The organism is Rhodoferax sp. GW821-FHT07F03, from assembly GCF_059418745.1.
In genome coordinates this window covers 103,246-127,933 of record NZ_JBWKQM010000005.1, presented here as the reverse complement: position 1 = coordinate 127,933, position 24,688 = coordinate 103,246, and the positions used below count along the sequence as shown (strand labels likewise).

Below are 24,688 nucleotides of genomic sequence, written 5' to 3'. Positions count from 1 at the left end.
ATCTGGCTACGCAATCGCAGGCGCACCGAAGCGCTTGGCGATGTAGTTTTCGACGATGACCTGGAATTCCTGGGCGATGTTGTCGCCGCGCAGGGTGACGCTTTTTTCACCGTCGATATACACCGGCGCGGCCGGCGCCTCGCCGGTGCCGGGCAAGCTGATGCCGATGTCGGCATGCTTGCTCTCGCCCGGGCCGTTGACGATGCACCCCATCACGGCCACTTTCATGGCCTCGACGCCTGGGTACTGCTTGCGCCAGACCGGCATCTGCGCGCGCAGGAAGTCGTCGATCTGCTTGGTCAGTTCCTGGAATGTCGTGCTGGTGGTGCGACCGCAGCCGGGGCAGGCCGTGACGCTGGGCACAAAGCTGCGCAAGCCCAGGGCTTGCAAGATTTCCGACGCGACCACGACTTCTTGGGTACGGGCTTCGCCGGGCTGCGGCGTCAGCGAGACGCGGATGGTGTCGCCAATGCCTTCTTGCAGCAACACGGCCAGGGCGGCGCTGGAAGCCACTGTGCCCTTGGTGCCCATGCCGGCTTCGGTCAAGCCCAGGTGCAGCGCGTAGCGGCAGCGCTGCGACAGTGCCCGGTACACCGAAATCAGGTCCTGCACGCCGCTGACCTTGCACGACAGAATGATTTGCTCAGGCGCCAAGCCCATGGATTCGGCCAGCTTGGCGGATTCCACGGCCGAGGTGATCAGCGCCTGGTACATCACCGGTTTGGCGTCCCAAGGCACAGCGCGGCGGCTGTTTTCGTCCATCAGGCCGGCCAGCAGCTCCTGGTCCAGGCTGCCCCAGTTGACGCCGATGCGCACAGCCTTATTCCAGCGCATCGCGGCTTCGATCATCTGGCCAAACTGGCGATCGCGCTTGTCGCCCTTGCCCACGTTGCCAGGGTTGATGCGGTATTTGGACAGGGCCTCGGCGCAGGCCGGGAACTCGGTCAGCAGGCGGTGGCCGTTGTAATGGAAGTCGCCGACCAGCGGCACGTCAATGCCCATGCGGTCCAGCTGTTCGCGGATATAGGGCACGGCCTGGGCGGCTTCGGGCGTGTTCACGGTGATGCGCACCATCTCCGAGCCGGCCAGGGCCAGCTCTTTCACCTGAATGGCGGTGCCGATGGCGTCCACCGTGTCGGTATTCGTCATGGACTGGATGCGCACGGGGGCATTGCCGCCCACCGTGACATCTCGGGAGCCCCAGCGCACATGGGCTTGGTAGCTATTGCGCGCGCGCGGCGCGGCAGCCTCTACAGGCGTCAGGAAGTCCATTACTTCACCTCGAATCGGGCAACATGGTCTTTGGCAAAAGGCGTCATGTCAAAAGCCTGGCCACGTACTTGTAATTGCACGGCATCCACACGCCCCACCACCATATTGAACGGCGGGGTACCTGATGGCTGGACGACCTCGCCCGCATTCAGCGTACGGCTAAAAGCCACTACGCCCTTGGCATCGGTGACCTTCACCCAGGATTCCCCCGTAGCCGTCATGACCATGATGGAGGGTGCGCTGGCAGCAGTGAGCGGAGCACTGGCAGCAGCAGCCACAGCGGGCGCCGAGGTCACAGGCGCGGCAACAGGCGCCACCGCGACCGGAGTTGGCAGCACAGCAGAAGCCGCCGGCGCAGGCTCAACCGTGGGTTCTGAAACAGGAGCCTGCGTAGCAACAACCGTAGAAGTATCCACACCTTGGGACACCTCCGACGCCTCTTCCTTGCTTTTCGGCCACAAGAAGACAGCCAAAGCCGCAATCAACAACAGCGCAACGGCCACGACGGAAGGGCTGGGCATTTGCCCTTTCAGGCCGAAACGTGGCCCCGCATGCGGCTGCCTGAAAGGCGCATTGATCGCCGAGTCTGCCGCGCCCAGGCGCGAGGCAGCTCCCTGGGGAAAATGGGCCAGCACCGGTGCAGCGTCGATCTTGAGACTACGACATACGCTGGCGGCCAAGGCTCGCGCAAACATGACGTCAGGCAAGGCATCCAAGCGGCCGGCCTCCAGGGCCTCCAGCTTACCCACCGGCACCTTGAGCGACACCGCCAAGGCTGCCACATGCAGGCCCACAGCCTCACGTCCCTGCCGCAAGAGCTGCCCGGCCCGCACAGCCGAAGGTTCACCCTGGGACAGGGTTTCAGACTCCACCGCAACGGGTGCCGCAGGCACCACTGACTCATTCATCAAATGCCCCTCTCTCATACGCCGCCAGCTCGCGGGATTGTGCATAACGCTTTCGCAGCTGATCCACCAACTGCATCATTGCCTCACGGTTCTCCATGCGGCGCTCCACCTTGATGCCAAGCCACAAGGACTCGGAATTCGCAAGCTCGGAATTATTGATTCTGCGGATATAGAACTGGGCACGTGTCCATTCGCCACGTTGGTACAACAAAGTCGCCAGGTTGTAGCCGGTGATGGGGTTGCCGGGATCGAGCTCATAAGAGCGTGACAAACTGCGTTCCGCCTCGGGCAACAAATTGGCGCGCTGCTGGCAAAGACCTTCCGTCATCAGTGTTTTGGCGCGCGCACTATAGATGGGGTTGGCCAAGGCCTGTTCGAACATCTGCACGGATTCCGCGTATCGGCCTTGCTGACACATCAACCAGCCATAGTTGTGCATGGTGTTGGGCTCACGCGGGTTCAAGGCAAGAGCCCGGCGGAAACTGTCTTCCGCCAGACGCAAATCGTTCAAGCGCATGTAAATCAGGCCGCGCAGATTGAAAGCATCAGAGAACGAGGGGTCAATCACCAGGGCCTGCTTCAGCTCGTCCAGTGCCACCGTAGTTTGGCCTTGCTCGAAATAGCCGATCGCCAATTGCAGGCGGGTACGTGCATGCTTGCGAGCCTCTGGTTCATCTGACGCCGTCACGATGTCAGTCTGGGTGCCTGGATTGGCGGCGACCGCAGGCGTCACATGCCCAGGCGCGCCGCACCCGGCCAGCCACAGCACCATGGCACATCCAGCCAACAGCCCCAATAGGCTGTTACCCCGCAGTTTTTTTTGCATTCCTCAGACCCCTTTGGACGATTCAACCACTGGCGGCACCTGCGCCATCATCACCATACGCTGCTGGGCCATGCGTTTCACCACCTGGGTGCGGTCCTTGACGTCACCGGCCAGCTGACCACAGGCCGCATCGATATCGTCACCCCGGGTCTTACGCACCGTTGTCACGATACCGGCGTCACTCAAGAGTTTGCCAAATGCCGCCACGCGGGCCAGGGGCGAACGCAACAGGCCCGACGCTGGGAAGGGGTTGAAGGGAATCAGATTGAACTTACACCACACGCCGGGGCGGCGGTATTGCTGCACCAGTGCGATCAGCTCCTGGGCATGCTCGGGTTGGTCATTGACGCCATCCAGCATGCAGTATTCAAAGGTGATGAAGTCCCGTGGGGCACGCTCCAAATAGCGGTTGCACGACTCCATCAGCTCGGCCAAGGGGTACTTACGGTTCAATGGAACCAGGTTGTCACGCAGGGGATTGTTCGGCGCATGCAACGACACCGCCAGGGCTACAGGGCAATCCTGCGCCAGGCGGTCGATCATGGGCACCACGCCAGAAGTAGAAACCGTCACCCGGCGGCGCGACAAACCATAACCATGGTCGTCCAGCATCACCCGCAGAGCTGGCACCAAGGCGTTGTAATTCTGTAAAGGCTCGCCCATCCCCATCATGACGACGTTGGAGATGACGCGATCTTCGGTTTTGAGGTGTTTACGCAAGAAGTGCTCAGCAAACCATAGCTGGGCCACAATTTCACCGGTGGTCAGATTGCGACTGAAGCCCTGGTGCCCGGTGGAACAAAATCGACAGCCTACAGCGCAACCGGCCTGGGATGAAATGCACAGCGTGCCGCGGTCGCTCTCAGGGATAAACACCGCCTCAACGGCATTGCCCTCGCCCACGTCAAACAACCATTTGATGGTGCCATCCGTGGATGCATGCTGACTGATGACCGGCAAGCCCTGCACATGCGCGCTGCCGGCCAATTTACCGCGCAGAGACTTGGCCAGATCACTCATCTGGTCAAATTCCGTGGCTCCACGCTGGTGTATCCAGCGGAACAACTGTGTCGCGCGAAAACGCTTTTCCCCGAGCCGTTCACAAAATGCGGCCAAGCCGTCGAGATCAAACTCGAGCAGATTGGTCGTCATTTCAGGCGCCGCTCAGGGCTCACCCCCACCAGCGATGCCCTCTTGCAGAGGCAGCGAAGCATGAGGGTGCACATAGTTAGCGGGAGTAAACGTTCAGGCCAGCAAAGAAGAAGGCGATTTCTTCCTTGGCGGTTTCAGCAGCGTCAGAACCATGCACGGCATTGGCGTCGATGCTGTCAGCGAAGTCAGCACGGATGGTGCCGGCATCAGCCTTCTTGGGGTCCGTTGCACCCATCAGGTCACGGTTCTTCAGAATGGCGTTTTCACCTTCCAGGGCCTGGATCATCACAGGACCGGAAATCATGAAGTCCACCAGATCCTTGAAGAAAGGACGGGCTTTATGCACAGCGTAGAACGCTTCGGCTTCGCCGCGCGACAGGTGCGCCATGCGGGCTGCCACAACCTTGAGGCCAGCTGCTTCAAAGCGTGCATAGATTTGACCGATCACGTTCTTGGCGACTGCGTCGGGCTTGATGATGGAGAGGGTACGTTCGATAGCCATGATTTTCCTGAACTTAGGTTTTTTGAAATTTTGCCAACAAAGCAAAGCCTGCGAGTTTAACCCGCCGGCATGCCCACTTTATGAATAGGTTGTAGTGGTGCGAGCAATTGCCTTGCTCTCATCCACAATTAGCGGTTACGGCCACCACTGCGGCGTGGCCCGCCGTTACCGCTGCCACCAGAGCCCCCACTGCGTCGTGGCCCACCCTGGTTCGGATCTTTGCGCTGCCGGGTAAAACTATCGGCACCGATGTAGCCAAAAGCGGTCTTCATCGGATCTGGCTGACCACCACTAGGAGTCCGGTCCGCCATATCCTTACGACCTTGACCACGGCCTTTGCCGCCAATCTGGTTGGTCACCAATGGATTCGGGCCTACAGGTGGGTTGACACCCGATGGACGGGGGCCTCGTCCACCCGTGTTGCGACCACCCCGTGTGCGGTTCGGGGCACTACGGGCATCGGCAGGATTGGGCGGGCGGCGGCTAGGGGCACGGGCCTGGCGCGGCACCTCATCGAACTCACTCGCGGGAGCCTTGTTGGCCGCATGCACCAAGGCCTGGATATCGCGATCGTCGAGCTCCATCCAACCGCCGCGCTTGAGGCCGCGGGGCAACAACATGGCACCGTAGCGAATGCGAATCAACCGGCTGACCGCATGGCCCACGGCTTCCAGCATGCGGCGAACCTCACGGTTACGGCCTTCGGAAATGGTCACACGGTACCAGCAATTGGAACCTTCACCACCACCATCTTCGATGCTGCCAAACGAAGCCATACCGTCATCCAGCTTGACGCCATCGAGCAGGCGCTGCTTTTCTTCCTTGCTCAAGGCACCCAGCACGCGCACCGCGTATTCGCGCTCCAGCCCAAAACGTGGGTGCATCAACTGGTTTGCCAGCTCGCCCGAACTGGTGAATAGCAACAGACCTTCGGTATTCAGGTCCAGCCGCCCCACTGACTGCCACTTACCCTGGAACAATTTGGGCAGCTTACGGAACACGGTAGGACGATTTTGCGGGTCGTCATTGGTCACCACCTCGCCTACAGGCTTGTGGTACGCAATCACCCGAGCCGGAGGCGGTTCAATGCGAAAACGCACCGGTTTGCCATTAACCTTGACCGAATCCCCGTATTGGACGCGCTGACCAATATGGGCAGGTTCGTTGTTAACCGAAATGCGTCCCTCCAGAATCAGTTGCTCCATCTCCAAGCGTGAGCCCATACCAGCCTGGGCCAACACCTTGTGCAGCTTCGGGCTCTCCGCAAGAGGCGCCAGCACGCGTTTCAGCGGTGGAATGTCGGCACTTTCTTCGTCGGCATCAAACTGACCCGACACCACATCCAGAAAGCGATTTTCAGCATCGTCCGACGGTGCCGGCGCGGGCCGGGAGCTGGCTTCGGCACCCACGGGCAGATCTTCCGTAGCAGGAGGCGTAAGCGGCGCGGGGTCAACAGGAGTGTTATGCATGGGGCGAACTTGTTATCGGAGAATCACCGCTGGCGGTGAGGGGAGCAAAAGGAGGCTCGGAGGGCTCCAGCGAAGCTGGGGAAACATCCACAGCGGGGTTATCAATCGGCAATGCCGCTTGCGCAAAGTCTTCAGCTTGCGTCAAAGAGGCCAGCAACTCGGCACTTTGCACAGGGTCATCCGCCAAAGGCAGCTGGTCCAGGGAGGCTAGGCCCAAATCGTCCAAAAACTGGCGCGTGGTTGCAAACAATGCGGGACGCCCCACCGTCTCACGGTGACCAATGACCTCAATCCAGCCACGGTCTTCCAGTTGCTTGATGATCATCGCACTGATGGTGACACCACGGATCTCCTCCATGTCCCCTCGGGTAGCCGGCTGACGATAGGCAATGATGGCCAAGGTCTCCAATGTCGCTCGCGAATAACGTGGCGGTTTTTCGGGATGCAAACGATCCAAGTACTCACGCATCTCAGGGCGACTTTGAAAACGCCAGCCGCTCGCCACATTGACCAGCTCCACGCTGCGTTGTGACCATTCACTTTGCAAATCCTGCAGCAGGGACTTCACAGTGTCTGCACTAAGAGCATCGTCAAACAGGACACGCATATCGCGCACAGGCAAAGGTTGCTGCGAACAAATCAGTGCAGCCTCGAGGACGCGCTTGGCCTCTGCCGTATTCATGTATGTAACTATTCCGGGGAAAACGCCATTCAAGGACGCAAAATCGACAGCGCGGAACTCACGGTACACGCGACCCGCTGGGGTGTCGTCAAAAAACTGATAGCGTCAGGACCCAAGCCCGAGCATCAAACGCTTTTAGCCATTGTAACTGAGACCCCAGTCAACCAAGGCAAGGCGCATATCCTGCGGCAGTGGCGCATGGAATCGCAAAGCCTCCCCCGTCATCGGATGGACGAATGCGAGCTGGGTCGCATGCAATGCCTGGCGAGCCATTCCGGCAGCAGCGATGCCGCCATACACAGCATCCGCCACCAGAGGGTGCCCAGCAGCAGCCATATGCACCCGAATCTGATGGGTGCGGCCCGTATGCAAGGTGCAGCGAACCAGGCAGCCTTGGTCGCAATTCTCCAGCAGAGCCACATCAGTCCTGGCAGTTTTACCCGCATGCAAGGCCAAATCAACCACAGCCATGCGCAGGCGATTGCGCGGATCACGCCCAATAGATGCGTCCAAACTACGGTTTGCGGGGCCAGTCCAGGCCTTGTGCGCCAAAGCCAGATACTGGCGACTCACGTCTCGGGACGCGATCATGGCCACCAATGCATCCATGGTGACCCGACTTCTGGCCACGACCATCAAACCACTGGTGTCCTTATCCAGCCGATGAACGATGCCCGCCCGCGGCAGCATCTGGGCTTGCACATCGCGCGCCAACAGTCCGTTGAGTAAAGTTCCGCTCCAGTTTCCCGGAGCCGGATGCACCACCAAGCCAGCAGGTTTATTGATTACGCGCAAAAAAGCGTCTTCAAAAACCACATCCAACGGCATGGGCTCAGGCTTGAAAGCCTGGCTTTGCTGCGTGGGGCGCAACTCAATAACACCTGCATCCCCGGCCTTTACTTTGGCCGCAGGCTTTAGTGCAGGCCGGCCATTCAGAGTCACCGCCCCCGCCTCTATCAATTGCTGCAGATAACTGCGCGAAAACTCCGGCACCAGCTCTACCAAAGCGCGGTCCAGCCTCTGCCCATGCAAAGCTTCGGCAATATGTAATGCGCGCTGCTCTGACTCCACCTCCAGAGGATCCGGAAGGTTTTCTGCCGAGCCGTCAGCAGCAAGGTCGGTCGATATAATCAAATCGCTTAGTTTCAAGAAAGTGGCCAGTGATGTTGCGCTCTAGATTATCGGTGTTCCCTGGCCTGCTGGCCGTCGTTCTGGCTTTCGGCCTATCTGCCTGCTCCACCGTGACCGAAGATAAAACGGTGGGATGGAGCCCCAACAAGATTTACTCCGAAGCCAAGGATGAGCTCAACTCCGGCGCCTATGACAAGGCCATTGGCTTGTTTGAAAAGCTGGAAGGCCGCGCCGCAGGCACGCCGTTGGCACAGCAGGCTCAGCTAGAAAAAGCTTACGCATACTACAAATCAGGCGACAAGGCGCAAGCCCTGGCCACCCTGGACCGATTCCTCAAGCTGCATCCCGCCAGCCCTGCACTGGACTATGCGCTATATCTCAAAGGCATCGTCAATTTCAACGAAGACCTAGGACTATTCTCCTTCGTGACCCGGCAAGATCTGTCCGAACGCGACCAGAAAGCAGCCAAGGAATCCTTTGAGTCATTCAAGGAACTGAGCACCCGCTTCCCCGAGTCTCGCTTTACACCCGACGCCCTGCAGCGCATGGTCTATATCGTCAACTCGCTGGCCCAATATGAAGTGCATGTTGCGCGCTATTACTACAGCCGCGGAGCCTATGTAGCAGCCATCAACCGCGCCCAGTCCGCCCTGGTGGACTACCAGAATGCCCCTGCACGTGAAGAGGCCTTGTACATCATGGTCAAGTCATACGAAGCTCTGGGCATGACGCAGCTGCGCGATGACACGCAACGCATACTGGCGCAAAACTACCCCAAAAGTGAATACGTGAGCCAAGGCTTCAAGGCCAAGGATTCTCCGTGGTGGAAGATTTGGTAAGCGCCTGTAAGGCCGTCTGAAATTCGGCTTCCGTTTTCAAGATCCGCATGGGCGGCAATACAGCTCGCAGGCGCTTGCCATAGCCCATACTGACAAGACGCACATCACAAACCACTAGCAAGCCTCGGTCTGTTTCGTGGCGAATCAAACGCCCGGCGCCCTGCTTCAATGCAATGGCGGCCTCTGGCACGAAATATTCCATAAAGGGATTTCCCCCCTCTGATTCAATTCGCTGAGCTCGCGCCTCTACCACCGGATCGTTGGGCGGCGGAAACGGTAGCTTATCGATGATGACGAGCTGTAGCGCGTCGCCAGGAATATCAACCCCCTCCCAAAATGATGCCGAAGCCACCAACACACAGCCTGGCTGGCCGTTGGATGCCCCTTGGCGGAAGCGCTCGATCAAGCGGCGCTTAGGCTTATGCCCTTGCACCAACACCTCTAGCACCAGATCACCGGCAAACGCCACCTGCAACGCATCGCCTATCACCTGCAAGGCACGCAGAGACGTAGTCAAAACCATGGTGCGCCCACCCAAACTGCGCGCGGCGTCTGCCGCAAAGAGCGCCACCTGGGCGCTGTGTAATGACTCGCCAGGTTTGGGCAAATGGCGTGGAACATAAAAGCCAGCCTGCTCAGCATAGTCAAATGGACTCGCCACGCGAAAACAGCTTGCACCATGGAGTCCACAGCGTTCGGTAAACCAGCTCAATTGCGCATCATCACCCAAGGTCGCTGACGTAAATATCCAGGACTTTCCGGTGTCCGCAACATCCGCCCCGAAAAGTCTTGCTTTAACAGCCGACGCAATATCCAAAGGAGACTCTGTCAGGCGCAGATGCATGCCCACCTCCAGCCAGCGCACACCCTGTAAAGAGTTTTCCCGCGAAAACTGCAAAATCACGTCGCGCAGCGCCATAGCCCGCTCATGCAGTCGCACAAAGTCAGGAGCCAGCTCACTCACCATATCCAAAGCCATCGCCGCTTGCTGCAAAGCTTCAACCATGTCCGCCATGGCCTCACACCAAACATCCTCCTGCAAACCTTCTGGCGCCAGGCCCGTCCAGCGCAAGCGCGTGTTCGGGCCGGCCTTCCCCACCACCAGCCGCAGCTCACGAGCGGCGCGTTCCACTGCAAAAACCGTTTGCTGCCAATCCACCAGGCCCCGCGCCTGCTGCAAGCCTGTGGCAAGCAGGTCTCGGGCAAAATCCAGCAACTGCCCGGTTGTGCAATGGGTGCCCAAAAACTGAACTCCGGTTTCGTTCAGCTGATGTGCTTCGTCAAAAATTGTTACCCGCGTAGTAGGCAACAATTCGGCTATCCCGCTCTCTCGCACAGCAAGATCGGCAAAAAAAACATGGTGGTTCACCACCACCACATCCGCCGCCAACGCCTCTCGACGGGCCAGATTGACATGGCAATCGCGAACCCTGGGACACTGGGAGCCTAGACAATTCTCACGTGTTGATGTCACCCTCGGCAGCAAGGCTGAATGCTCGTCCAAAGCGTCAAGTTCAGCCATATCTCCGCTGCGGGTCACAAGGGACCAGCGCTCAATATCGGCCAAGTTCCGCAGTTCAGAACGGTCCACCGGATGGAAATCAAAACGAGCCTGCTCCAGGCGCTGCAGGCACAAATAGCTGCCACGCCCTTTAAGCAAAGCAATGTGCAAGGGTAGCCCCAAAACACGGACCAAGAATGGCAGGTCACGTGCAAACAATTGGTCTTGCAAATTCTTGGTTGCTGTAGACAGCAGTATACGCTCCCCGCTCAGCAACGCCGGCACCAGATACGCAAAGGTTTTGCCTACGCCGGTTCCGGCTTCGGCCACCAATACCCCGCCCTCCTCAATGGTCTTGGCCACACTTAAAGCCATATCCAATTGGCCAAGACGGAGCTTGTAATTGCTGGTGGTGCGCGCCAGCCCCCCGTCAGACGCAAAGACCTCTTGAACCCGCTGACCCAGGCCCATCAAGCTGGCTCTTTGGGATCAAGTGACATTTCCAAGCGAGCAATTTTGTCCCGCAGGGCCAGGCGGCGCTTTTTCAGCCTTTGCAGCATCAATTCATCCAGTGGTTTATGCTCAACCAAGTGGTCAATGCTGGCGTCTAAATCGGCGTGCTCCATGCGCAATTCGATCAGTTGGCGTTCAGGGGAGTGGAGGTTGGGATTCAAGGCGACGATCTAGAACAAGAAGAGCCAGACGCATTCCAGCTTGGCTGGATAATACGGACAAGTAAAGTTTATCCACACATTATGTGCGGACCCGCTCCCTGCGCCAACCATAGAACGAAGCATTTCATATATGTCCCCAGGTTTTCGGATTACCGCTTCGACGGGCCTTCACAAAGGCGATCGCGAATACCAACAAGACCAGCTCCTACTGCTCAGCCATGCCCGCGTGCACGGCTGTGTATTGGCTGCGGTAGCCGATGGCATGGGTGGCCGAAGCGGTGGTCGCAAGGCATCCGACCAGGTCATGATGACCGCCCGCCAACTCTTCGAACGCTTTGATCCCTATAACGACGACCCGCGCAACCTACTAAAAAACATCATTGCGGAGGCCCACCTGGTCATCAAGCTGACTGCTATTTCTGCTGAGGAAGAGCCACACAGCACCGCCGCCTTGTTTTTGATTACCCCACAAGGCCAGTGCCACTGGGCGCATACCGGCGACTCTCGCATTTACCACTTCCACAAGGAACAACTCGTCAAGCGCACGCTAGACCATTCCTTTGTGCAAAACCTGGTGGAGCGTGGCGAAATCACACCCGAAGAAGCCAATACACACCCCAACGCCAACATCCTGCTGGGCTGCTTGGGCACAGAGGCCGACCCGCCTGTAGACGAGCACCTGCAGCTGCAGTTGCAACCTGGCGATACGCTACTGGCCTGCAGCGACGGTCTTTGGCACTACTTTACAGACAATGAATTGGGCAGCATCTTGTCCAGCCTGCCACCGCGCGAGGCCAGCGCAATCCTGATAGAGCAAGCGCGCAAGCGCGCCCGAGGCACGGGTGACAATCTTTCCCTGGTTTTGGTGCACATCTCCACACTGTAAGCGCGCCTCCATACACAAAGAGCCCGCCAACCTGAAGGTTGGCGGGCTCTTTGCCATTCTCACCGCGTGCCGCTGTAGCAGCCGCACGCAGGAAAATTAGTTGCGGGTTTGATCAACCAGCTTGTTCTTGGCAATCCAAGGCATCATGGCGCGCAACTGGGTACCGACCTTTTCAATCGAATGCTCGGCCGTCAGACGGCGACGAGCGGTCATGCTGGGGTAGCCGGTACGGCCTTCCAGGATGAACATCTTGGCGTATTCGCCGGTCTGGATGCGCTTCAGGGCGTTGCGCATGGCTTCGCGAGATTCGGCGTTGATCACTTCGGGGCCAGTCACGTACTCGCCGTATTCGGCGTTGTTCGAGATCGAGTAGTTCATGTTGGAAATGCCGCCTTCGTAGATCAGGTCCACGATCAGCTTCAATTCATGCAAGCACTCAAAGTAGGCCATTTCAGGAGCGTAGCCGGCTTCAACCAGGGTCTCGTAACCCATCTTGATCAGTTCGACAGCGCCGCCGCACAGCACGGCTTGTTCGCCGAACAAATCGGTCTCGGTTTCTTCCTTGAAGTTGGTTTCGATGATGCCGGCCTTGCCGCCACCATTGGCCATCGCGTACGACAGGGCCAGATCACGGGCCTTGCCGGTCTTGTCCTGGTGCACGGCCACCAGGTGGGGCACGCCGCCACCCTGGGTGTAGGTGTTGCGCACGGTGTGACCAGGGGCCTTGGGGGCGACCATCCACACGTCCAAGTCAGCGCGGGGCACGACTTGGTTGTAATGCACGTTGAAGCCGTGGGCGAAGGCCAGCGAAGCGCCTTGCTTGATGTTGGGTTCGACGTTGTTCTTGTAGACGGAAGCGATGTCTTCGTCAGGCAACAGGATCATGACCACGTCAGCAGCCTTGACCGCGTCGTTGACTTCCAGCACGTTCAGGCCGGCCTTGCCAACCTTATCCCAGGAAGCGCCGCCCTTGCGCAGACCGACCACGACCTTGACGCCGCTGTCGTTCAGGTTTTGCGCGTGCGCATGGCCTTGGCTGCCGTAACCAATGATGGCGACCGTCTTGCCCTTGATCAGGCTGAGGTCACAGTCTTTGTCGTAAAAAACTTTCATGTTCTGCTTTCAAAAATTAAAGGTTTGGCGAAATGCCCATCGACAGGCTCAGGGCGAACGTTTACCGCAATCGCCAAAAATAGTCCGTTCGCGTTGAGCCCGTCGAAACGCGCGTACGGACGACTCAAAACTAAACCCGCAGGATGCGCTCGCCGCGACCGATGCCACTGGCGCCAGTACGCACGGTTTCCAGAATCGCGCCGCTATCCAGCGCTTCCAGGAAAGCATCGTTCTTACCCTGGTCACCAGTGAGTTCAATGGTGTAGCTCTTCTCGGTCACATCGATGATGCGGCCACGGAAGATATCGGCCATGCGCTTCATTTCTTCGCGCTCCTTGCCGACAGCCCGCACCTTGACCATCATCAGCTCACGTTCGGTATACGCGCCTTCGGTCAGATCGACCACCTTGACCACTTCAATCAGGCGGTTCAGGTGCTTGGTGATCTGTTCGATCACGTCGTCCGAGCCGGAGGTCTGGATGGTCATGCGCGACAAGGTGGCGTCTTCGGTCGGAGCCACCGTCAGCGACTCGATGTTGTAACCACGGGCGGAAAACAGGCCGACCACGCGCGACAGCGCACCGGGTTCGTTTTCCAGCAAGACAGCAATGATGTGTTTCATAAGACTAGATTCCTCTTTTCGCCGCCCTCCCCCGTGCACGGTAATGCGCGGGCTTGGCGGGCAATAGATTCGTCAGAAAGTTAATACTATCGAATTGATAGCTGCCAGCGCAGGCAGTACCTGCGCCAGAGCCATATTTGGCTTGAAGACCTGGTTACAGATCCTCGCTGCCCAACAGCATCTCAGTGATGCCCTTGCCGGCCTGCACCATCGGAAACACGTTTTCGGTGGGGTCGGTACGGAAGTCCATGAACACCGTGCGGTCCTTTAGCTTGCGGGCTTCGCGCAGTGCGGGCTCCACATCTTCGGGGCGCTCGATCAACATGCCGACATGGCCATAGGCCTCGGCCAGCTTGACGAAGTTCGGCAGTGCGTCCATGTAGCTGCTGCTGTAGCGGCCGGCGTATTCCACCTCTTGCCACTGGCGCACCATGCCCAGGTAGCGGTTGTTCAGCGAGCAGATCTTGATCGGCGTGTTGTATTGCAGGCAGGTCGACAGTTCCTGGATGCACATCTGCACCGAGCCTTCGCCGGTGATGCAGAACACTTCGCTGTCGGGCTTGGCCAGCTTGACGCCCATGGCGTAGGGAATGCCCACGCCCATGGTGCCCAGGCCGCCAGAATTGATCCAGCGACGGGGTTCGTCAAAGCGGTAGTACTGCGCAGCCCACATCTGGTGCTGGCCCACATCGGAGGTGATGTAGGTGTCGGCGTCCTTGGTCATGTTCCACAGGGTTTCGACCACGTACTGGGGCTTGATCACATCGCTGGAGCCCATGCTGTACTTCAGACAGTTGCGGCTGCGCCAGCCTTCGATGGTGCTCCACCAGCTGCCCAAGGCATCGGCGTCGGGCTTGGTGCCGGCTTCCTTGATCATGGCGATCAGCTCGGTCAGCACTTCCTTCACGTCGCCGACGATGGGTACATCGACCTTGACGCGCTTGGAGATGCTCGACGGGTCGATGTCGATGTGGATGATCTTGCGTTCGTTCTGGGCGAAATGCTTGGTATTGCCGATCACGCGATCGTCAAACCGGGCGCCAACAGCCAGCAACACGTCGCAATGCTGCATCGCGTTATTGGCTTCGATAGTGCCGTGCATGCCCAGCATGCCCAGGAATTTCTTGTCGCTGGCCGGGTAGGCACCCAGGCCCATCAAGGTATTTGTGCAGGGATAGCCCAGCATGTCCACCAGGGTGCGCAGCTCTTGCGAGGCATTGCTCAGCAGCACGCCGCCGCCGGTATAGATATACGGACGCTTGGCCGCCAACAGCAGCTGCAAGGCCTTGCGGATCTGGCCGCCGTGGCCTTTGCGCACCGGGTTGTACGATCGCATGGCGACGGTTTCGGGGTAGCCGTGGTAAGGCGTCTTCTTGAAGGACACGTCTTTCGGAATGTCCACCACCACCGGGCCGGGGCGGCCGGTGCGGGCGATGTGGAAGGCCTTCTTCATGGTTTCCGCCAGATCGCGCACATCCTTCACCAGGAAGTTGTGCTTGACGATGGGACGGGTGATGCCGACGGTGTCGCATTCCTGGAACGCATCCAGGCCGATGGCGTGCGTAGGCACCTGGCCGCTGATGATCACCATGGGAATGCTGTCCATGTACGCAGTGGCGATACCTGTGACCGCATTTGTCAGACCTGGGCCGGAGGTGACCAGCGCTACGCCGACGTCACCGGTGGCACGCGCATAACCGTCAGCCGCATGCACGGCAGCCTGCTCGTGGCGCACCAGCACGTGCTGGATAGTGTCTTGTTTGTAGAACGCGTCGTAGATGTACAGAACGGCGCCGCCGGGGTAGCCCCAGATGTGCTTAACGTTCTCGGCCTGGAGACATTTCACCAGAACCTCTGCACCCATGAGCTCTTGGGCGGTAGTACGCGGGGTATTTTGTGCGGCGCTAGACGCTGCGGCCGCCGAAGTGATTTCGGCTTTTGACATTTCCATGATGAACCTTTGTGAATTTCTCTAACGAAATACCTTGGGTGCTTCTTCACGAACTCTTTTGGAGACGTGTTGAAACTTAAGACCAAAGCCATGGGTGGGCTGCTTGCACCACCGAACCATGATCCGTTTGCGTTTTACTTGCGCCTTGGATTATGTCACTGTGCAACGCACAAAATCCATAACAGTCCAAGAAAATGCGATCCCAATGCCATAATCTCGCCCGACAAGCCCTTTCTCGGTGCATATTTCCCCACTGAGAGTCCACCGCCTTTACCAAACGTCCTTTAGACCCGATCTTCTTGGCTACCGAACGCGAACTCTCTGATTTCCTCAAAGGCGTCGAAAAACGGGCGTTCAAGCGCTCGCTGTACCACGTGCGCAATGAAGAATCTGCGCTAGACATCGTGCAAGACAGCATGATGAAGTTGGCCGAACACTACGGCGACAAGCCGGCAGAAGAACTGCCCATGCTGTTTCAACGGATTCTGTCCAACTGCACCCTGGACTGGTTTCGCCGCCAAAAAACTAGAAACACACTGTTCTCCAACATGAGCGATTTCGAGTCTGGCGACGGCGAATTCGATCTACTGGAAACCTTTGAGCTCTCCGATAGCTCCGAACAAACGGAAAGCGCGGAAGACTCCACCCGCCGGGCACACGTTTTGCGTGAAATCGATGCGCAGGTACAAGAACTCCCAGCACGTCAACGAGAAGCGTTCCTCATGCGTTACTGGGAGGAAATGGATGTTGCGGAAACCGCCAGCGCCATGGGCTGCTCGGAAGGCAGTGTCAAAACCCATTGCTCCCGCGCGGTCCAATCGCTCAGCAAAGCACTCAAGGCACGAGGAATATTTTTATGACACAGCTGCTAGCACCCCGCACGCTTTCTGCGGAAGACCGTTATGCACTCAAGCTCACGGCGCGCCTCTCTGAAGGCAGTAGCGAACTGCCGCACGATATTTCCGAGCGCCTGCGCGTGGCCCGCATGCAGGCCCTGGCCAAACGCAAGGTAGCGCCGTCCATCCGTACGGCCACCGTGGTGCTGGGCCAAGGCGGCAGCGCAACACTGAGTATGGGCAACGAAAACCCAGGCTGGTGGAGCCGACTTGCCTCTGCTGTCCCGATTTTTGCGCTGGTCGTTGGCATGTTGACCATTTACGTTGTGCAAAACGACAATCGCACTGACGAATTGGCCGAAGTGGACTCCGCCTTGCTAACGGACGACCTGCCGACCGCGGCTTACACCGACCCTGGATTTGTAGAGTTCCTCAAAACCAGCCGAGACACCACCCAATAACCCGGACCAGATACGGATGTTCCTTTCGAGCAACGGTCAATTTCTTTCGCTGCAAGCTTATGCAGCTGTGGCAAGCCTGTGTCTGGCGGGTTGGGTCATATCTGCACCCGCAATGGCGCAAGTCGCCGCTATTGCCAGTGGCCCGGCCTCCATTCCCATGGCGGTCACGGCAAAGACCGAACTGCGACCGCTGTGGAAGGAGTTGACGCCCGCCCAGCAAGAGGCTCTCAAGCCCCTGGCCATGCACTGGAACGACATCAGCGAGCCCCAGAAGCGCAAATGGCTGGCCTTGTCTGCCAATTTCGGAAAAATGAATGACACTGAGCGGGCCAATTTGCATGAACGCATGCTGGACTGGGGCTCATTGAGTGTGGCCGAACGCAGCCGCGCTCGCCTGAATTTCGCCGAAGCCAAACGTCTGACACCTTCCGAGAAAAAGGCCAAATGGGAGGCCTACCAAACGCTGTCGGCCGAAGAAAAACACCAGCTGGCCAAACAAGCACCCACCAAGTTACCCGGTGCAGCCACCGCGGTACGGCCTATTTCGCCGCAAAAACTGGTGGTGGTTCCAGCCGCGCGCAAAGACGTCATCAAAAACCCCAGCATCGTGACGGAAGCGCACCAAATCGATCCCAAAACCCTGCTCCCCCTGGCTTTACAGCGCGTAGAACTGGGTAACCCGGCCGGATCCACTCCCGCCAAAACAACGGCCCAATGACGCCCCCTGCCTCCGTGCTGGGTGGCGACACACTCACGGCGCCCAGCTTGCGCCGGCGCATGGCCTGCTGGCTGTACGAGGGCATGCTGATGTTCGGCGTGGTGTTCATAGCTGGCTACTTGTTCAGCACACTCAGCCAAACCCGCAACGCCATGGACAATCGAGGCGCCTTGCAAGCCTTCTTGTTTGTCATATTCGGCATCTACTTCACCTGGTTCTGGTCTAAAGGACAAACCCTGGCCATGAAAACCTGGCATATGCGGGTCGTAGACAAAAACGGTGTTGGCATCACGCAGCGCAGGGCATTTATGCGTTATCTGTCCAGCTGGCTGTGGTTCTTGCCACCTCTGGCGGCACTGGCGCCGTTCGAAATTTCGGTGCAGGAAAAAGTGTGGGTGCTCTTCGGCTGGATTGCCGTTTGGGCAGTTTTGAGCCGCTTCCATCCGCAGCGTCAGTTTTGGCACGATGCGCTGGCGGGCACTCGCCTGGTTGCCTCACCGCCCTTAAGCCGTTAAGGGTCGTTAAGGCACTTATGGTGCCTTGGCTCGGCGACAATCAGGCCATGTCCTCTTCCCCCATGCACTCCGAAGCCAATCCCCAAAAATCCCGCACCGGCCTAAGCCGTATCTGGCACGCCGCAGGCTATTCGCTCGCCGGTTTACGCGCAGGCTGGCATGAAACCGCTTTTCGCCAAGAAGCCATCGCCGCCATGGTGCTGATTCCTGTGGCCGTATGGCTGGCCCATAGCTGGGTGGAGTTTTCGTTGCTGGCAGGCTCCATCGTCATGGTGATGGTGGTGGAACTGCTGAATACGGGAATTGAAACCGCCATCGACCGTATCGGGCCGGAATGGCATTCGCTGTCCAAACGCGCCAAGGATATGGGCAGCGCGGCCGTGCTGCTGAGCCTGCTGATGACCATTACCATTTGGGGCATGGCGCTGGTCCAGCGCTTTACAGCCTGGATCTAAATGGTTTAGACCGCGGCTTCGTCCTGTTCGCCGGTGCGGATGCGCACCACGCGCTCCACACTGGTGATGAAAATCTTGCCGTCACCGATCTTGCCGGTGCGAGCTGCACGCACGATGGCATCCACGCAGCGGTCCACGTCATCGGACTTGACCACCACCTCGACCTTTACCTTGGGCAGAAAGTCCACCACGTACTCGGCGCCACGGTAAAGCTCGGTATGACCTTTTTGGCGACCAAAACCCTTGACCTCGGTCACCGTAAGGCCGGTCACGCCACATTCAGCCAGGGCTTCACGGACTTCTTCGAGCTTGAACGGTTTCAGAACGGCGGTAATTTGTTTCATGGTTTTCTCGCTATAGAGTGGAAAAGTTAAGCCCGGAAGCTGCTGGTAATAGGATAGCGCCAATCCTTACCAAAGCTGCGGTGGGTCACGCGAATTCCCACTGGAGATTGTCGGCGTTTGTATTCATTGATCTTGATGAGCCGGGTTACGCGCTCCACATCGGCGCGCTCAAAGCCGGCGGCGATGATGGCCTCCAGGCTTTGGTCATTCTCCATATAACGCTCCAGAATCGCGTCCAGCACCTCGTAGGGAGGCAGACTGTCCTGGTCGGTCTGGTCGGCACGCAGCTCGGCGCTGGGTGGGCGGGTGATGATGCGCTCCGGGATCGGGTTGCTGCCCGTGCCATAGGGGTCGTTGGCATTGCGCCAACGCGCCAGGGCAAACACCAGGGTCTTGGCCACGTCCTTGATGACAGCAAAGCCGCCAGCCATATCGCCGTACAGGGTGCAGTAGCCGGTGGCCATTTCACTCTTGTTGCCGGTGGTGACCACAATGCTGCCGAACTTGTTGCTCATGGCCATCAACAGTGTGCCGCGGATACGCGCCTGGATGTTTTCCTCGGTCGTGTCTTCGGCTCGGCCCACAAAATGCGGCGCCAGCGAGGCTTTGAAGGCCTCAAACTCGGGCAGGATGGAGATTTCGTCGTACTGCACACCCAGGCGCGAAGCCATGTCGCGCGCGTCGATCCAGGAAATATCAGCGGTATAGGGCGACGGCATCATCACCGTGCGCACCCGCTCCTTGCCCAACGCGTCCACCGCAATGGCCAGCACCAGGGCCGAATCGATACCACCCGACAGCCCCAGCAGCACGCCGGGGAAACGGTTCTTGCCCACATAGTCGCGCAGACCCAGCACCAACGCGTCCCACAAGTCGGCCTGTAGGCTACGCTCGGGCACTATGCTCGCTTCCAATTTGATAGCTGCCTGCGCAGGTACTGCCTGCACGTAGAACAGATTTTCCTTGAATGCCGGGGCATGGCCGCTGAGTGTGCCGTCGGCATCCACGCAGAAGGAATTGCCGTCGAACACCACCTCGTCCTGTCCGCCCACGATGTGTGCGTAAATCAGCGGCAGGCCAGCAGCGCGCGCCCGGTCGGCCATGCGCAGCACCCGCTCGCCGCCCTTGCCCACATGAAACGGCGAGGCGTTGATGACGGCCAGCAGCTCGGCGCCAGCCTGCTTGGCCAGCGCGGCAGGCTCGTCGAACCAGGCGTCTTCACAGATCAGCAGACCAACCTTCACGCCCTCTACCTCGAACACGCAGACCCCATGCCCGGGTGTGAAGTAGCGGCGTTCGTCGAACACCTGGTAGTTCGGCAGCTCGCGCTTGGCATAGGTAGCCAGCACCTGGCCTTCGCGCAGCACGCTGGCCGCATTGAAACGGCGCTGCACCGCCACGGATTTGGTGCGATCATCGCCGCCGCTGGGGTGGCCGACTACCACCACCAGGTCTTTTAACCCGGCCAGCTCGCGGGCCACTGTTTTCACGGCATCATCACAGGCAGCGGTGAAGGCCGGACGCAAGAAAAGGTCTTCGGCGGCATAGCCGCAAATCGAGAGTTCCGGCGTCAACACCAGGCGCGCTCCTTCGGCATAGGCGGTGCGTGCCGCATCGACGATCTTTTGCGCGTTGCCGGCCAGGTCGCCGACGACAAAATTGAGCTGGGCAACACAGAGTTTGAGAGTCATGGAAACAAAAAAGACGGTGGCAGCAGCAGGTCTGCGGGGTGGGAAATGAGTTCGGTTGATTATGTCATCCGGGTGCTGAACTCGCCGCTACAGCTGCCTGCCGCAGACTGGAACGGGCTGCTGGCTTTGCAGGCCGACGCCAGCCCTTTCATGCGCTGGGAATACCTGGCCGCGCTGCACCAAAGCGGCAGCGCCCTGCCCGCCACCGGCTGGACGCTACAGCTCATCACGCTTTGGCACGGTGACACGCTGCACGCGGCCACCGCGCTGTACCTGAAAAGCCATTCCTATGGCGAATACGTGTTCGACTGGGCCTGGGCTAGCGCCTACCAGCAGCACGGTGTGCCCTACTACCCCAAGGCCGTGATTGCCGTGCCCTTTACCCCAGTGCCCGGCGCACGCCTGCTGGCGCGTGACCCTGGCGCGCGGGCCGCTTTGATCCAGGCGGCGGTTGCCTGGTGCGAGGAGCAAGGCCTGTCGTCCCTGCACATGCTGTTTGCCAACCCGGACGACATAGCCGCGGCCCAAGATGCCAAGCTGATGCTGCGCCACACCGTGCAATTTCACTGGCAAAACAAAATGGACGGCTACCGAGATTTCGACGACTTCCTGGCCTCGCTGGCGCAAGACAAGCGCAAGAAAATCCGCCAGGAGCGGCGCAAGGTGGCCGACGCGGGCATCCGCTTCCGCTGGGCGCGCGGGCGCGACATCACGCCGCAGGACTGGGACTTTTTCTACAGCTGCTATGAACGCACCTATTACGAGCACGGCAACGCGCCCTACCTGAGCCGCAACTTCTTCCAGCGCATGGCCGACACCATGCCGGAGAACTGGGTGCTGTTTGTAGCCGAACGCGAGCTAGATGGTGTCGCCAAGCCTATTGCTACAAGTTTAATAGCCATCAGCGCAGATATTGATTGCGCTAGCGGCCTAAAAAGCCCACAAGATTTGGTAGCCTATGGCCGCTACTGGGGTGCCCTGGAGCGGGTGGATTGCCTGCATTTCGAAGCCTGCTATTACCAGCCGCTGCAGTGGTGCATAGAACACGGCGTGTCACGCTTCGAAGGCGGCGCCCAGGGTGAGCACAAAATGGCCCGCGCCCTGCTCCCAGTCAAAACCACCAGCGCGCACTGGCTGGCCCATCCGGCATTTGCCGACGCGGTGGAGCGTTTTCTGGAACGCGAAGGCGCCGGCATCACGGACTACCTGGGCGAGCTGGCCCAGCGCAGTCCGCTCCGGCAAGAAAGTTAGGAAAGCGCCTGCGCAAAGTCAGCCAGCAGGTCGACCGCATCCTCCAGGCCCACGGACAGGCGGATCAAGCCATCGGCAATGCCCATCTGGGCCCGCACCTCGGCGCCGGCCTCCCAGAAAATGGTGGGAGCCACCGGGATGATCAGCGTGCGGGTGTCGCCCATGCCGGTGGCCTTCACCGGAAGCTGCAGCCGATTGATGAAGGCCAGACAGGCATCGGCATCGGCCAATTCGAACGACAACAGCCAGGATCCGGCGCTGAAATGCTGCTGGGCCACAGCGTACTGCGGGTGCGACTCCAGCCGGGGGTAGAACACCTTGACGACCGCCGGGTGGGTCTCCAGAAACTGCGCCAGCGCCAGCGCCGTGGCACTGGTCTGGGCCACGCGCAGAGCCATGGTTTCGGCCCCCACTGAAATGCTATGTGCCTGCTCGGACGACAGCGACGCGCCCATGTCGCGCAGCCCCTTTTTGCGAATCTGCGCCAAGCCCCACTGGCGCGCATCACCCTTGCGGTAGGCCGGAAAGATATTGGGATAGGCCGACCAGTCGAACAAGCCGGTATCCGTCACCGCGCCACCCAGCGCCGTGCCGTGCCCGGCAATGGTCTTGGTGAGTGAGTTCATCACCAGGCTGGCATCCACCGTCCTGGGCTGGAACAACGCGGGCGAGGTGATGGTGTTGTCCACCACATACACCAGGCCCTTGCTGCGGCACAGCGCGCCGATGGGCGCCAGGTCGGGAATCTGGGTACCGGGGTTGGCAATGGTCTCGACGAAAACCATGCGGGTATTTGGCTGCACGGCGGCTTCCACATGGGCCACGTCGGTGGCGTCCACCGTCGTGACTTCTATGCCCAGGCTGCGCAGCGTGCCGAAAACGCTGTTGGTATTGCCAAACACGTAGCGACTGGCTACCAGGTGGTCGCCCGCCTTCAACAGGGTCAAAAATATCGCCGCGATGGCACCCATGCCGGTGGCAAAGCAGACCGAGCCCAGGCCGCCTTCCATGCGCGTGATCTTGGCCTCCAGCGCCGCCGTGGTGGGCGTGCCCTGGCGGGCATAGTTGAAGCCGCCTTTGACCGTGCCCTGGAACACGCCAATCAGGTCTTCAACCTTGTCAAACCCGTACTGCACCGAGGTGTGGATGGGTTTGTGCACCCCTCCGTGCTCCACGCCCATGGCCTTGTCGCCGTGCACGATGGTGGTGGTAAATCCTTGCGTAGCCATGCTCATTTCCTTGAATTCATATCAGTAGCAGCAATTAAATCATCCCTACGGGCGTATCCAGTCAGCCCGCCAGCAGACCATGCCGGTGTTACATTCTGCCTTCGCGGCCATGTCACCCTGCTTCGGCCACTTCTTGCAACTTCTTGCCTCGTTACAACACCATGCTGCAATCCATAGAAGCCCGAACCGGCACCCCCGTTGGCGCACAATTTCCTGAATCCACTCCCGCTGAAATCGACCAGACCGTAGCCGCTGCAGTTGCCGTCGCTGACGCCTTCGCCGCCACCTCGGCCACCCAACGTGCCAGCCTGCTGCGTGCCCTGGCCGTCGCACTGGAAGGCAGCCGTGAAAGCCTGGTGGCCCTGGCCGACCGCGAAACCGGCCTGGGCCTGCCACGCCTGAACGGCGAGCTGGACCGCACGGCCTTCCAATTGCGCGGCTTTGCCGATGTGCTGGACCAAGGTATTGCCCACGCCGTGGTGGACGATCCGGCCGTTGCCGGTGCCCCGCCCGTAGGCCGCCCACGCCTGGCCAAGGTCCGCGTACCCGTGGGCCCTGTCGCCATGTTCTCGGCCAGCAACTTTCCGTTTGCGTTCTCGGTACTGGGTGGCGACACCGCCGCAGCACTGGCGGCCGGTTGCCCCGTGGTGGTCAAGGGCCACCCCGCCCACCCGGAGCTGACCCGCCAGACTGCGGCGCTGGCCCAGGGCGTGGTCGCAGCCCAAGGTCTACCCGCTGGTGTCTTTGGCCTGGTGCAAGGCGGCTCCATTGCCGTGGGCGTAAAGCTGGCGCAAGCGCCCGGCATCGCCGCGATTGCCTTTACCGGCTCGTTCAAGGGCGGCACGGCTCTGGCCAAGATTGCCGCAGACCGGCCACGCCCCGTGCCGTTCTACGGTGAACTGGGTTCGGTCAACCCGCTGGTCGTGTTGCCCGCCGCAGCAGAAAAGAATGGCGCAGAGCTGGCCAACACGCTGGCCGGCTCCATCTGCCTGGGTGCAGGCCAGTTCTGCACCAGCCCAGGCGTGATCCTGGTCCAAAAGGATGCCGCATCCGATGCATTCGTAGCGGCCTTTGCTCAAGCGCTGCAGGCCTTGCAGCCGCACGCCATGCTGTCGGGTGCGATCCGCTCCACCTTTGACAAGGGTGTGGCCCGCTGGAAAAGCACGGCCAGCCTGAAGCCCCTGGTGGACGGTAGCGCCGAAGCGTCCGCCCCTCCACGCCCATTCCTGGCCGAAGTACAGGCAGCCGATTTCATTGCCGACCACCAGTTGCACGAGGAAGTATTTGGCTCGGCCGCCCTGGTCGTTCGCACCGCATCGGTGGAAGAAACCTTGGCCGTGCTGCGCGCCATTGGCGGTTCGCTGACCGTGACGCTATGGGGCGCTGAGACCGAAAGCGAAGCCACCCGCAGCCTGGTGCGCGCGGCCACGCAAATCGCTGGACGGGTGCTGTTCGCAGGTGTTCCGACCGGTGTGGCCGTGACCACGGCCCAGCACCACGGCGGCCCCTTCCCTGCATCGACACAGCCCTTCACCACCTCGGTGGGCTACGCCGCGCTGGACCGCTTCCTGCGCCCGGTGGCTTTGCAGGACGCACCGGACTGGCTGGTCGCGCGCAAGGGCGTGCCCTGCTAAGTCGGCGGTAAGAGTAAGAAGTAGCT

25 protein-coding genes are annotated in these 24,688 nt (G+C 59.7%); 9 read left to right on the top strand and 16 right to left on the bottom strand.

Features of this window, described 5'->3' with window-relative positions; all coding sequences use genetic code 11:
• Positions 1-6: 6 nt before the first annotated feature.
• From ispG to AC07R0_RS08745, 8 genes are all read right to left on the bottom strand, one after another.
• Positions 7-1,272, bottom strand: coding sequence for a flavodoxin-dependent (E)-4-hydroxy-3-methylbut-2-enyl-diphosphate synthase (ispG, locus tag AC07R0_RS08780; RefSeq protein WP_495104518.1), 1,266 nt, complete (start codon positions 1,270-1,272; stop codon positions 7-9).
• Complete coding sequence (locus AC07R0_RS08775; RefSeq protein ID WP_495104517.1) at positions 1,272-2,180, bottom strand: helix-turn-helix domain-containing protein; 909 nt, start codon at positions 2,178-2,180, stop codon at positions 1,272-1,274. The genes ispG and AC07R0_RS08775 overlap by 1 nt, the downstream gene beginning before the upstream one ends.
• Entirely contained in the window at positions 2,173-2,952 is a 780-nt protein-coding gene (pilW, locus tag AC07R0_RS08770) for a type IV pilus biogenesis/stability protein PilW (RefSeq protein ID WP_495104516.1), read from the bottom strand. The genes AC07R0_RS08775 and pilW overlap by 8 nt, the downstream gene beginning before the upstream one ends.
• Positions 2,953-3,009: 57 nt before the next feature.
• Positions 3,010-4,158 carry a dual-specificity RNA methyltransferase RlmN gene (rlmN, locus tag AC07R0_RS08765; RefSeq protein WP_495104515.1) on the bottom strand — a complete coding sequence of 383 codons (1,149 nt, stop codon included), beginning with the start codon at positions 4,156-4,158 and terminating at the stop codon, positions 3,010-3,012.
• A 76-nt stretch (positions 4,159-4,234) separates the two neighbouring features.
• Positions 4,235-4,660, bottom strand: a complete 426-nt coding sequence (ndk, locus tag AC07R0_RS08760; protein ID WP_490593745.1) for a nucleoside-diphosphate kinase — start codon at positions 4,658-4,660, stop codon at positions 4,235-4,237.
• Positions 4,661-4,788: 128 nt separating this feature from the next.
• Positions 4,789-6,129, bottom strand: a complete 1,341-nt coding sequence (locus AC07R0_RS08755) for a pseudouridine synthase (RefSeq protein ID WP_495104514.1) — start codon at positions 6,127-6,129, stop codon at positions 4,789-4,791.
• The gene (gene scpB, locus AC07R0_RS08750; RefSeq protein WP_495096829.1) at positions 6,122-6,811 is read right to left on the bottom strand and encodes an SMC-Scp complex subunit ScpB; all 690 of its coding nucleotides are present in this window, start codon (positions 6,809-6,811) and stop codon (positions 6,122-6,124) included. The genes AC07R0_RS08755 and scpB overlap by 8 nt, the downstream gene beginning before the upstream one ends.
• 135 nt (positions 6,812-6,946) lie before the next feature.
• Positions 6,947-7,888, bottom strand: a complete 942-nt coding sequence (locus AC07R0_RS08745) for an RluA family pseudouridine synthase (RefSeq protein WP_495104668.1) — start codon at positions 7,886-7,888, stop codon at positions 6,947-6,949.
• A gap of 86 nt (positions 7,889-7,974) precedes the next feature.
• Here AC07R0_RS08745 and AC07R0_RS08740 point away from each other — a divergent pair, with 86 nt between their 5' ends.
• Positions 7,975-8,781: an outer membrane protein assembly factor BamD gene (locus AC07R0_RS08740; protein ID WP_495076220.1), complete on the top strand. Its 807-nt coding sequence runs from the start codon at positions 7,975-7,977 to the stop codon at positions 8,779-8,781.
• Here AC07R0_RS08740 and yoaA read toward each other — a convergent pair.
• Together yoaA and AC07R0_RS08730 are read right to left on the bottom strand one after the other, a co-directional pair.
• Positions 8,744-10,753 carry a DNA repair helicase YoaA gene (gene yoaA, locus AC07R0_RS08735; protein ID WP_495104667.1) on the bottom strand — a complete coding sequence of 670 codons (2,010 nt, stop codon included), beginning with the start codon at positions 10,751-10,753 and terminating at the stop codon, positions 8,744-8,746. The genes AC07R0_RS08740 and yoaA overlap by 38 nt on opposite strands.
• Positions 10,753-10,956: a YdcH family protein gene (locus AC07R0_RS08730; protein WP_495076222.1), complete on the bottom strand. Its 204-nt coding sequence runs from the start codon at positions 10,954-10,956 to the stop codon at positions 10,753-10,755. Before AC07R0_RS08730 ends, yoaA begins: the two co-directional genes overlap by 1 nt.
• Positions 10,957-11,086: 130 nt before the next feature.
• Between AC07R0_RS08730 and AC07R0_RS08725 the strand changes: the two genes are divergently transcribed.
• Positions 11,087-11,842, top strand: coding sequence for a PP2C family protein-serine/threonine phosphatase (locus tag AC07R0_RS08725; protein ID WP_495076223.1), 756 nt, complete (start codon positions 11,087-11,089; stop codon positions 11,840-11,842).
• A 96-nt stretch (positions 11,843-11,938) separates the two neighbouring features.
• Here the strand turns inward: AC07R0_RS08725 and ilvC are convergent, their stop codons facing one another.
• The 3 genes from ilvC to AC07R0_RS08710 all read right to left on the bottom strand — a co-directional run bounded on the left by ilvC (position 11,939) and on the right by AC07R0_RS08710 (position 15,528).
• Positions 11,939-12,955 carry a ketol-acid reductoisomerase gene (ilvC, locus tag AC07R0_RS08720; protein ID WP_495076224.1) on the bottom strand — a complete coding sequence of 339 codons (1,017 nt, stop codon included), beginning with the start codon at positions 12,953-12,955 and terminating at the stop codon, positions 11,939-11,941.
• A 130-nt stretch (positions 12,956-13,085) separates the two neighbouring features.
• Positions 13,086-13,577 carry an acetolactate synthase small subunit gene (gene ilvN, locus AC07R0_RS08715; RefSeq protein ID WP_295960339.1) on the bottom strand — a complete coding sequence of 164 codons (492 nt, stop codon included), beginning with the start codon at positions 13,575-13,577 and terminating at the stop codon, positions 13,086-13,088.
• Between the two features lie 154 nt (positions 13,578-13,731).
• A complete protein-coding gene (locus AC07R0_RS08710) occupies positions 13,732-15,528 on the bottom strand; it encodes an acetolactate synthase 3 catalytic subunit (protein ID WP_495076225.1) in 1,797 nt (598 codons plus the stop codon).
• 299 nt (positions 15,529-15,827) lie between these two features.
• Between AC07R0_RS08710 and AC07R0_RS08705 the strand changes: the two genes are divergently transcribed.
• The 5 genes from AC07R0_RS08705 to AC07R0_RS08685 all read left to right on the top strand — a co-directional run bounded on the left by AC07R0_RS08705 (position 15,828) and on the right by AC07R0_RS08685 (position 18,513).
• Complete coding sequence (locus tag AC07R0_RS08705) at positions 15,828-16,388, top strand: RNA polymerase sigma factor (protein WP_495104513.1); 561 nt, start codon at positions 15,828-15,830, stop codon at positions 16,386-16,388.
• Complete coding sequence (locus AC07R0_RS08700; RefSeq protein WP_495076227.1) at positions 16,385-16,825, top strand: DUF3619 family protein; 441 nt, start codon at positions 16,385-16,387, stop codon at positions 16,823-16,825. The genes AC07R0_RS08705 and AC07R0_RS08700 overlap by 4 nt, the downstream gene beginning before the upstream one ends.
• 112 nt (positions 16,826-16,937) lie before the next feature.
• Positions 16,938-17,543 carry a DUF3106 domain-containing protein gene (locus tag AC07R0_RS08695; RefSeq protein WP_495104512.1) on the top strand — a complete coding sequence of 202 codons (606 nt, stop codon included), beginning with the start codon at positions 16,938-16,940 and terminating at the stop codon, positions 17,541-17,543.
• On the top strand, positions 17,540-18,058 hold the full coding sequence (locus AC07R0_RS08690; protein ID WP_495076229.1) for an RDD family protein: 519 nt from the start codon (positions 17,540-17,542) through the stop codon (positions 18,056-18,058). The genes AC07R0_RS08695 and AC07R0_RS08690 overlap by 4 nt, the downstream gene beginning before the upstream one ends.
• 47 nt (positions 18,059-18,105) lie before the next feature.
• Positions 18,106-18,513, top strand: a complete 408-nt coding sequence (locus tag AC07R0_RS08685) for a diacylglycerol kinase (protein WP_495104511.1) — start codon at positions 18,106-18,108, stop codon at positions 18,511-18,513.
• Between the two features lie 5 nt (positions 18,514-18,518).
• Here AC07R0_RS08685 and AC07R0_RS08680 read toward each other — a convergent pair whose 3' ends face one another.
• Entirely contained in the window at positions 18,519-18,857 is a 339-nt protein-coding gene (locus tag AC07R0_RS08680) for a P-II family nitrogen regulator (RefSeq protein ID WP_495076231.1), read from the bottom strand.
• 26 nt (positions 18,858-18,883) lie between these two features.
• Complete coding sequence (locus AC07R0_RS08675; protein ID WP_495096834.1) at positions 18,884-20,548, bottom strand: NAD+ synthase; 1,665 nt, start codon at positions 20,546-20,548, stop codon at positions 18,884-18,886.
• Between the two features lie 45 nt (positions 20,549-20,593).
• Between AC07R0_RS08675 and AC07R0_RS08670 the strand changes: the two genes are divergently transcribed.
• Positions 20,594-21,799: a GNAT family N-acetyltransferase gene (locus AC07R0_RS08670; RefSeq protein WP_495104510.1), complete on the top strand. Its 1,206-nt coding sequence runs from the start codon at positions 20,594-20,596 to the stop codon at positions 21,797-21,799.
• Here AC07R0_RS08670 and AC07R0_RS08665 read toward each other — a convergent pair.
• Complete coding sequence (locus tag AC07R0_RS08665; protein WP_495104509.1) at positions 21,796-23,028, bottom strand: cystathionine gamma-synthase family protein; 1,233 nt, start codon at positions 23,026-23,028, stop codon at positions 21,796-21,798. The two genes, AC07R0_RS08670 and AC07R0_RS08665, sit on opposite strands and share 4 nt — an antisense overlap.
• A gap of 161 nt (positions 23,029-23,189) precedes the next feature.
• On the opposite strand from AC07R0_RS08665, the gene AC07R0_RS08660 reads away from it, so the two are divergent.
• Positions 23,190-24,662, top strand: a complete 1,473-nt coding sequence (locus AC07R0_RS08660; RefSeq protein ID WP_495104508.1) for an aldehyde dehydrogenase (NADP(+)) — start codon at positions 23,190-23,192, stop codon at positions 24,660-24,662.
• Positions 24,663-24,688 lie beyond the last annotated feature (26 nt).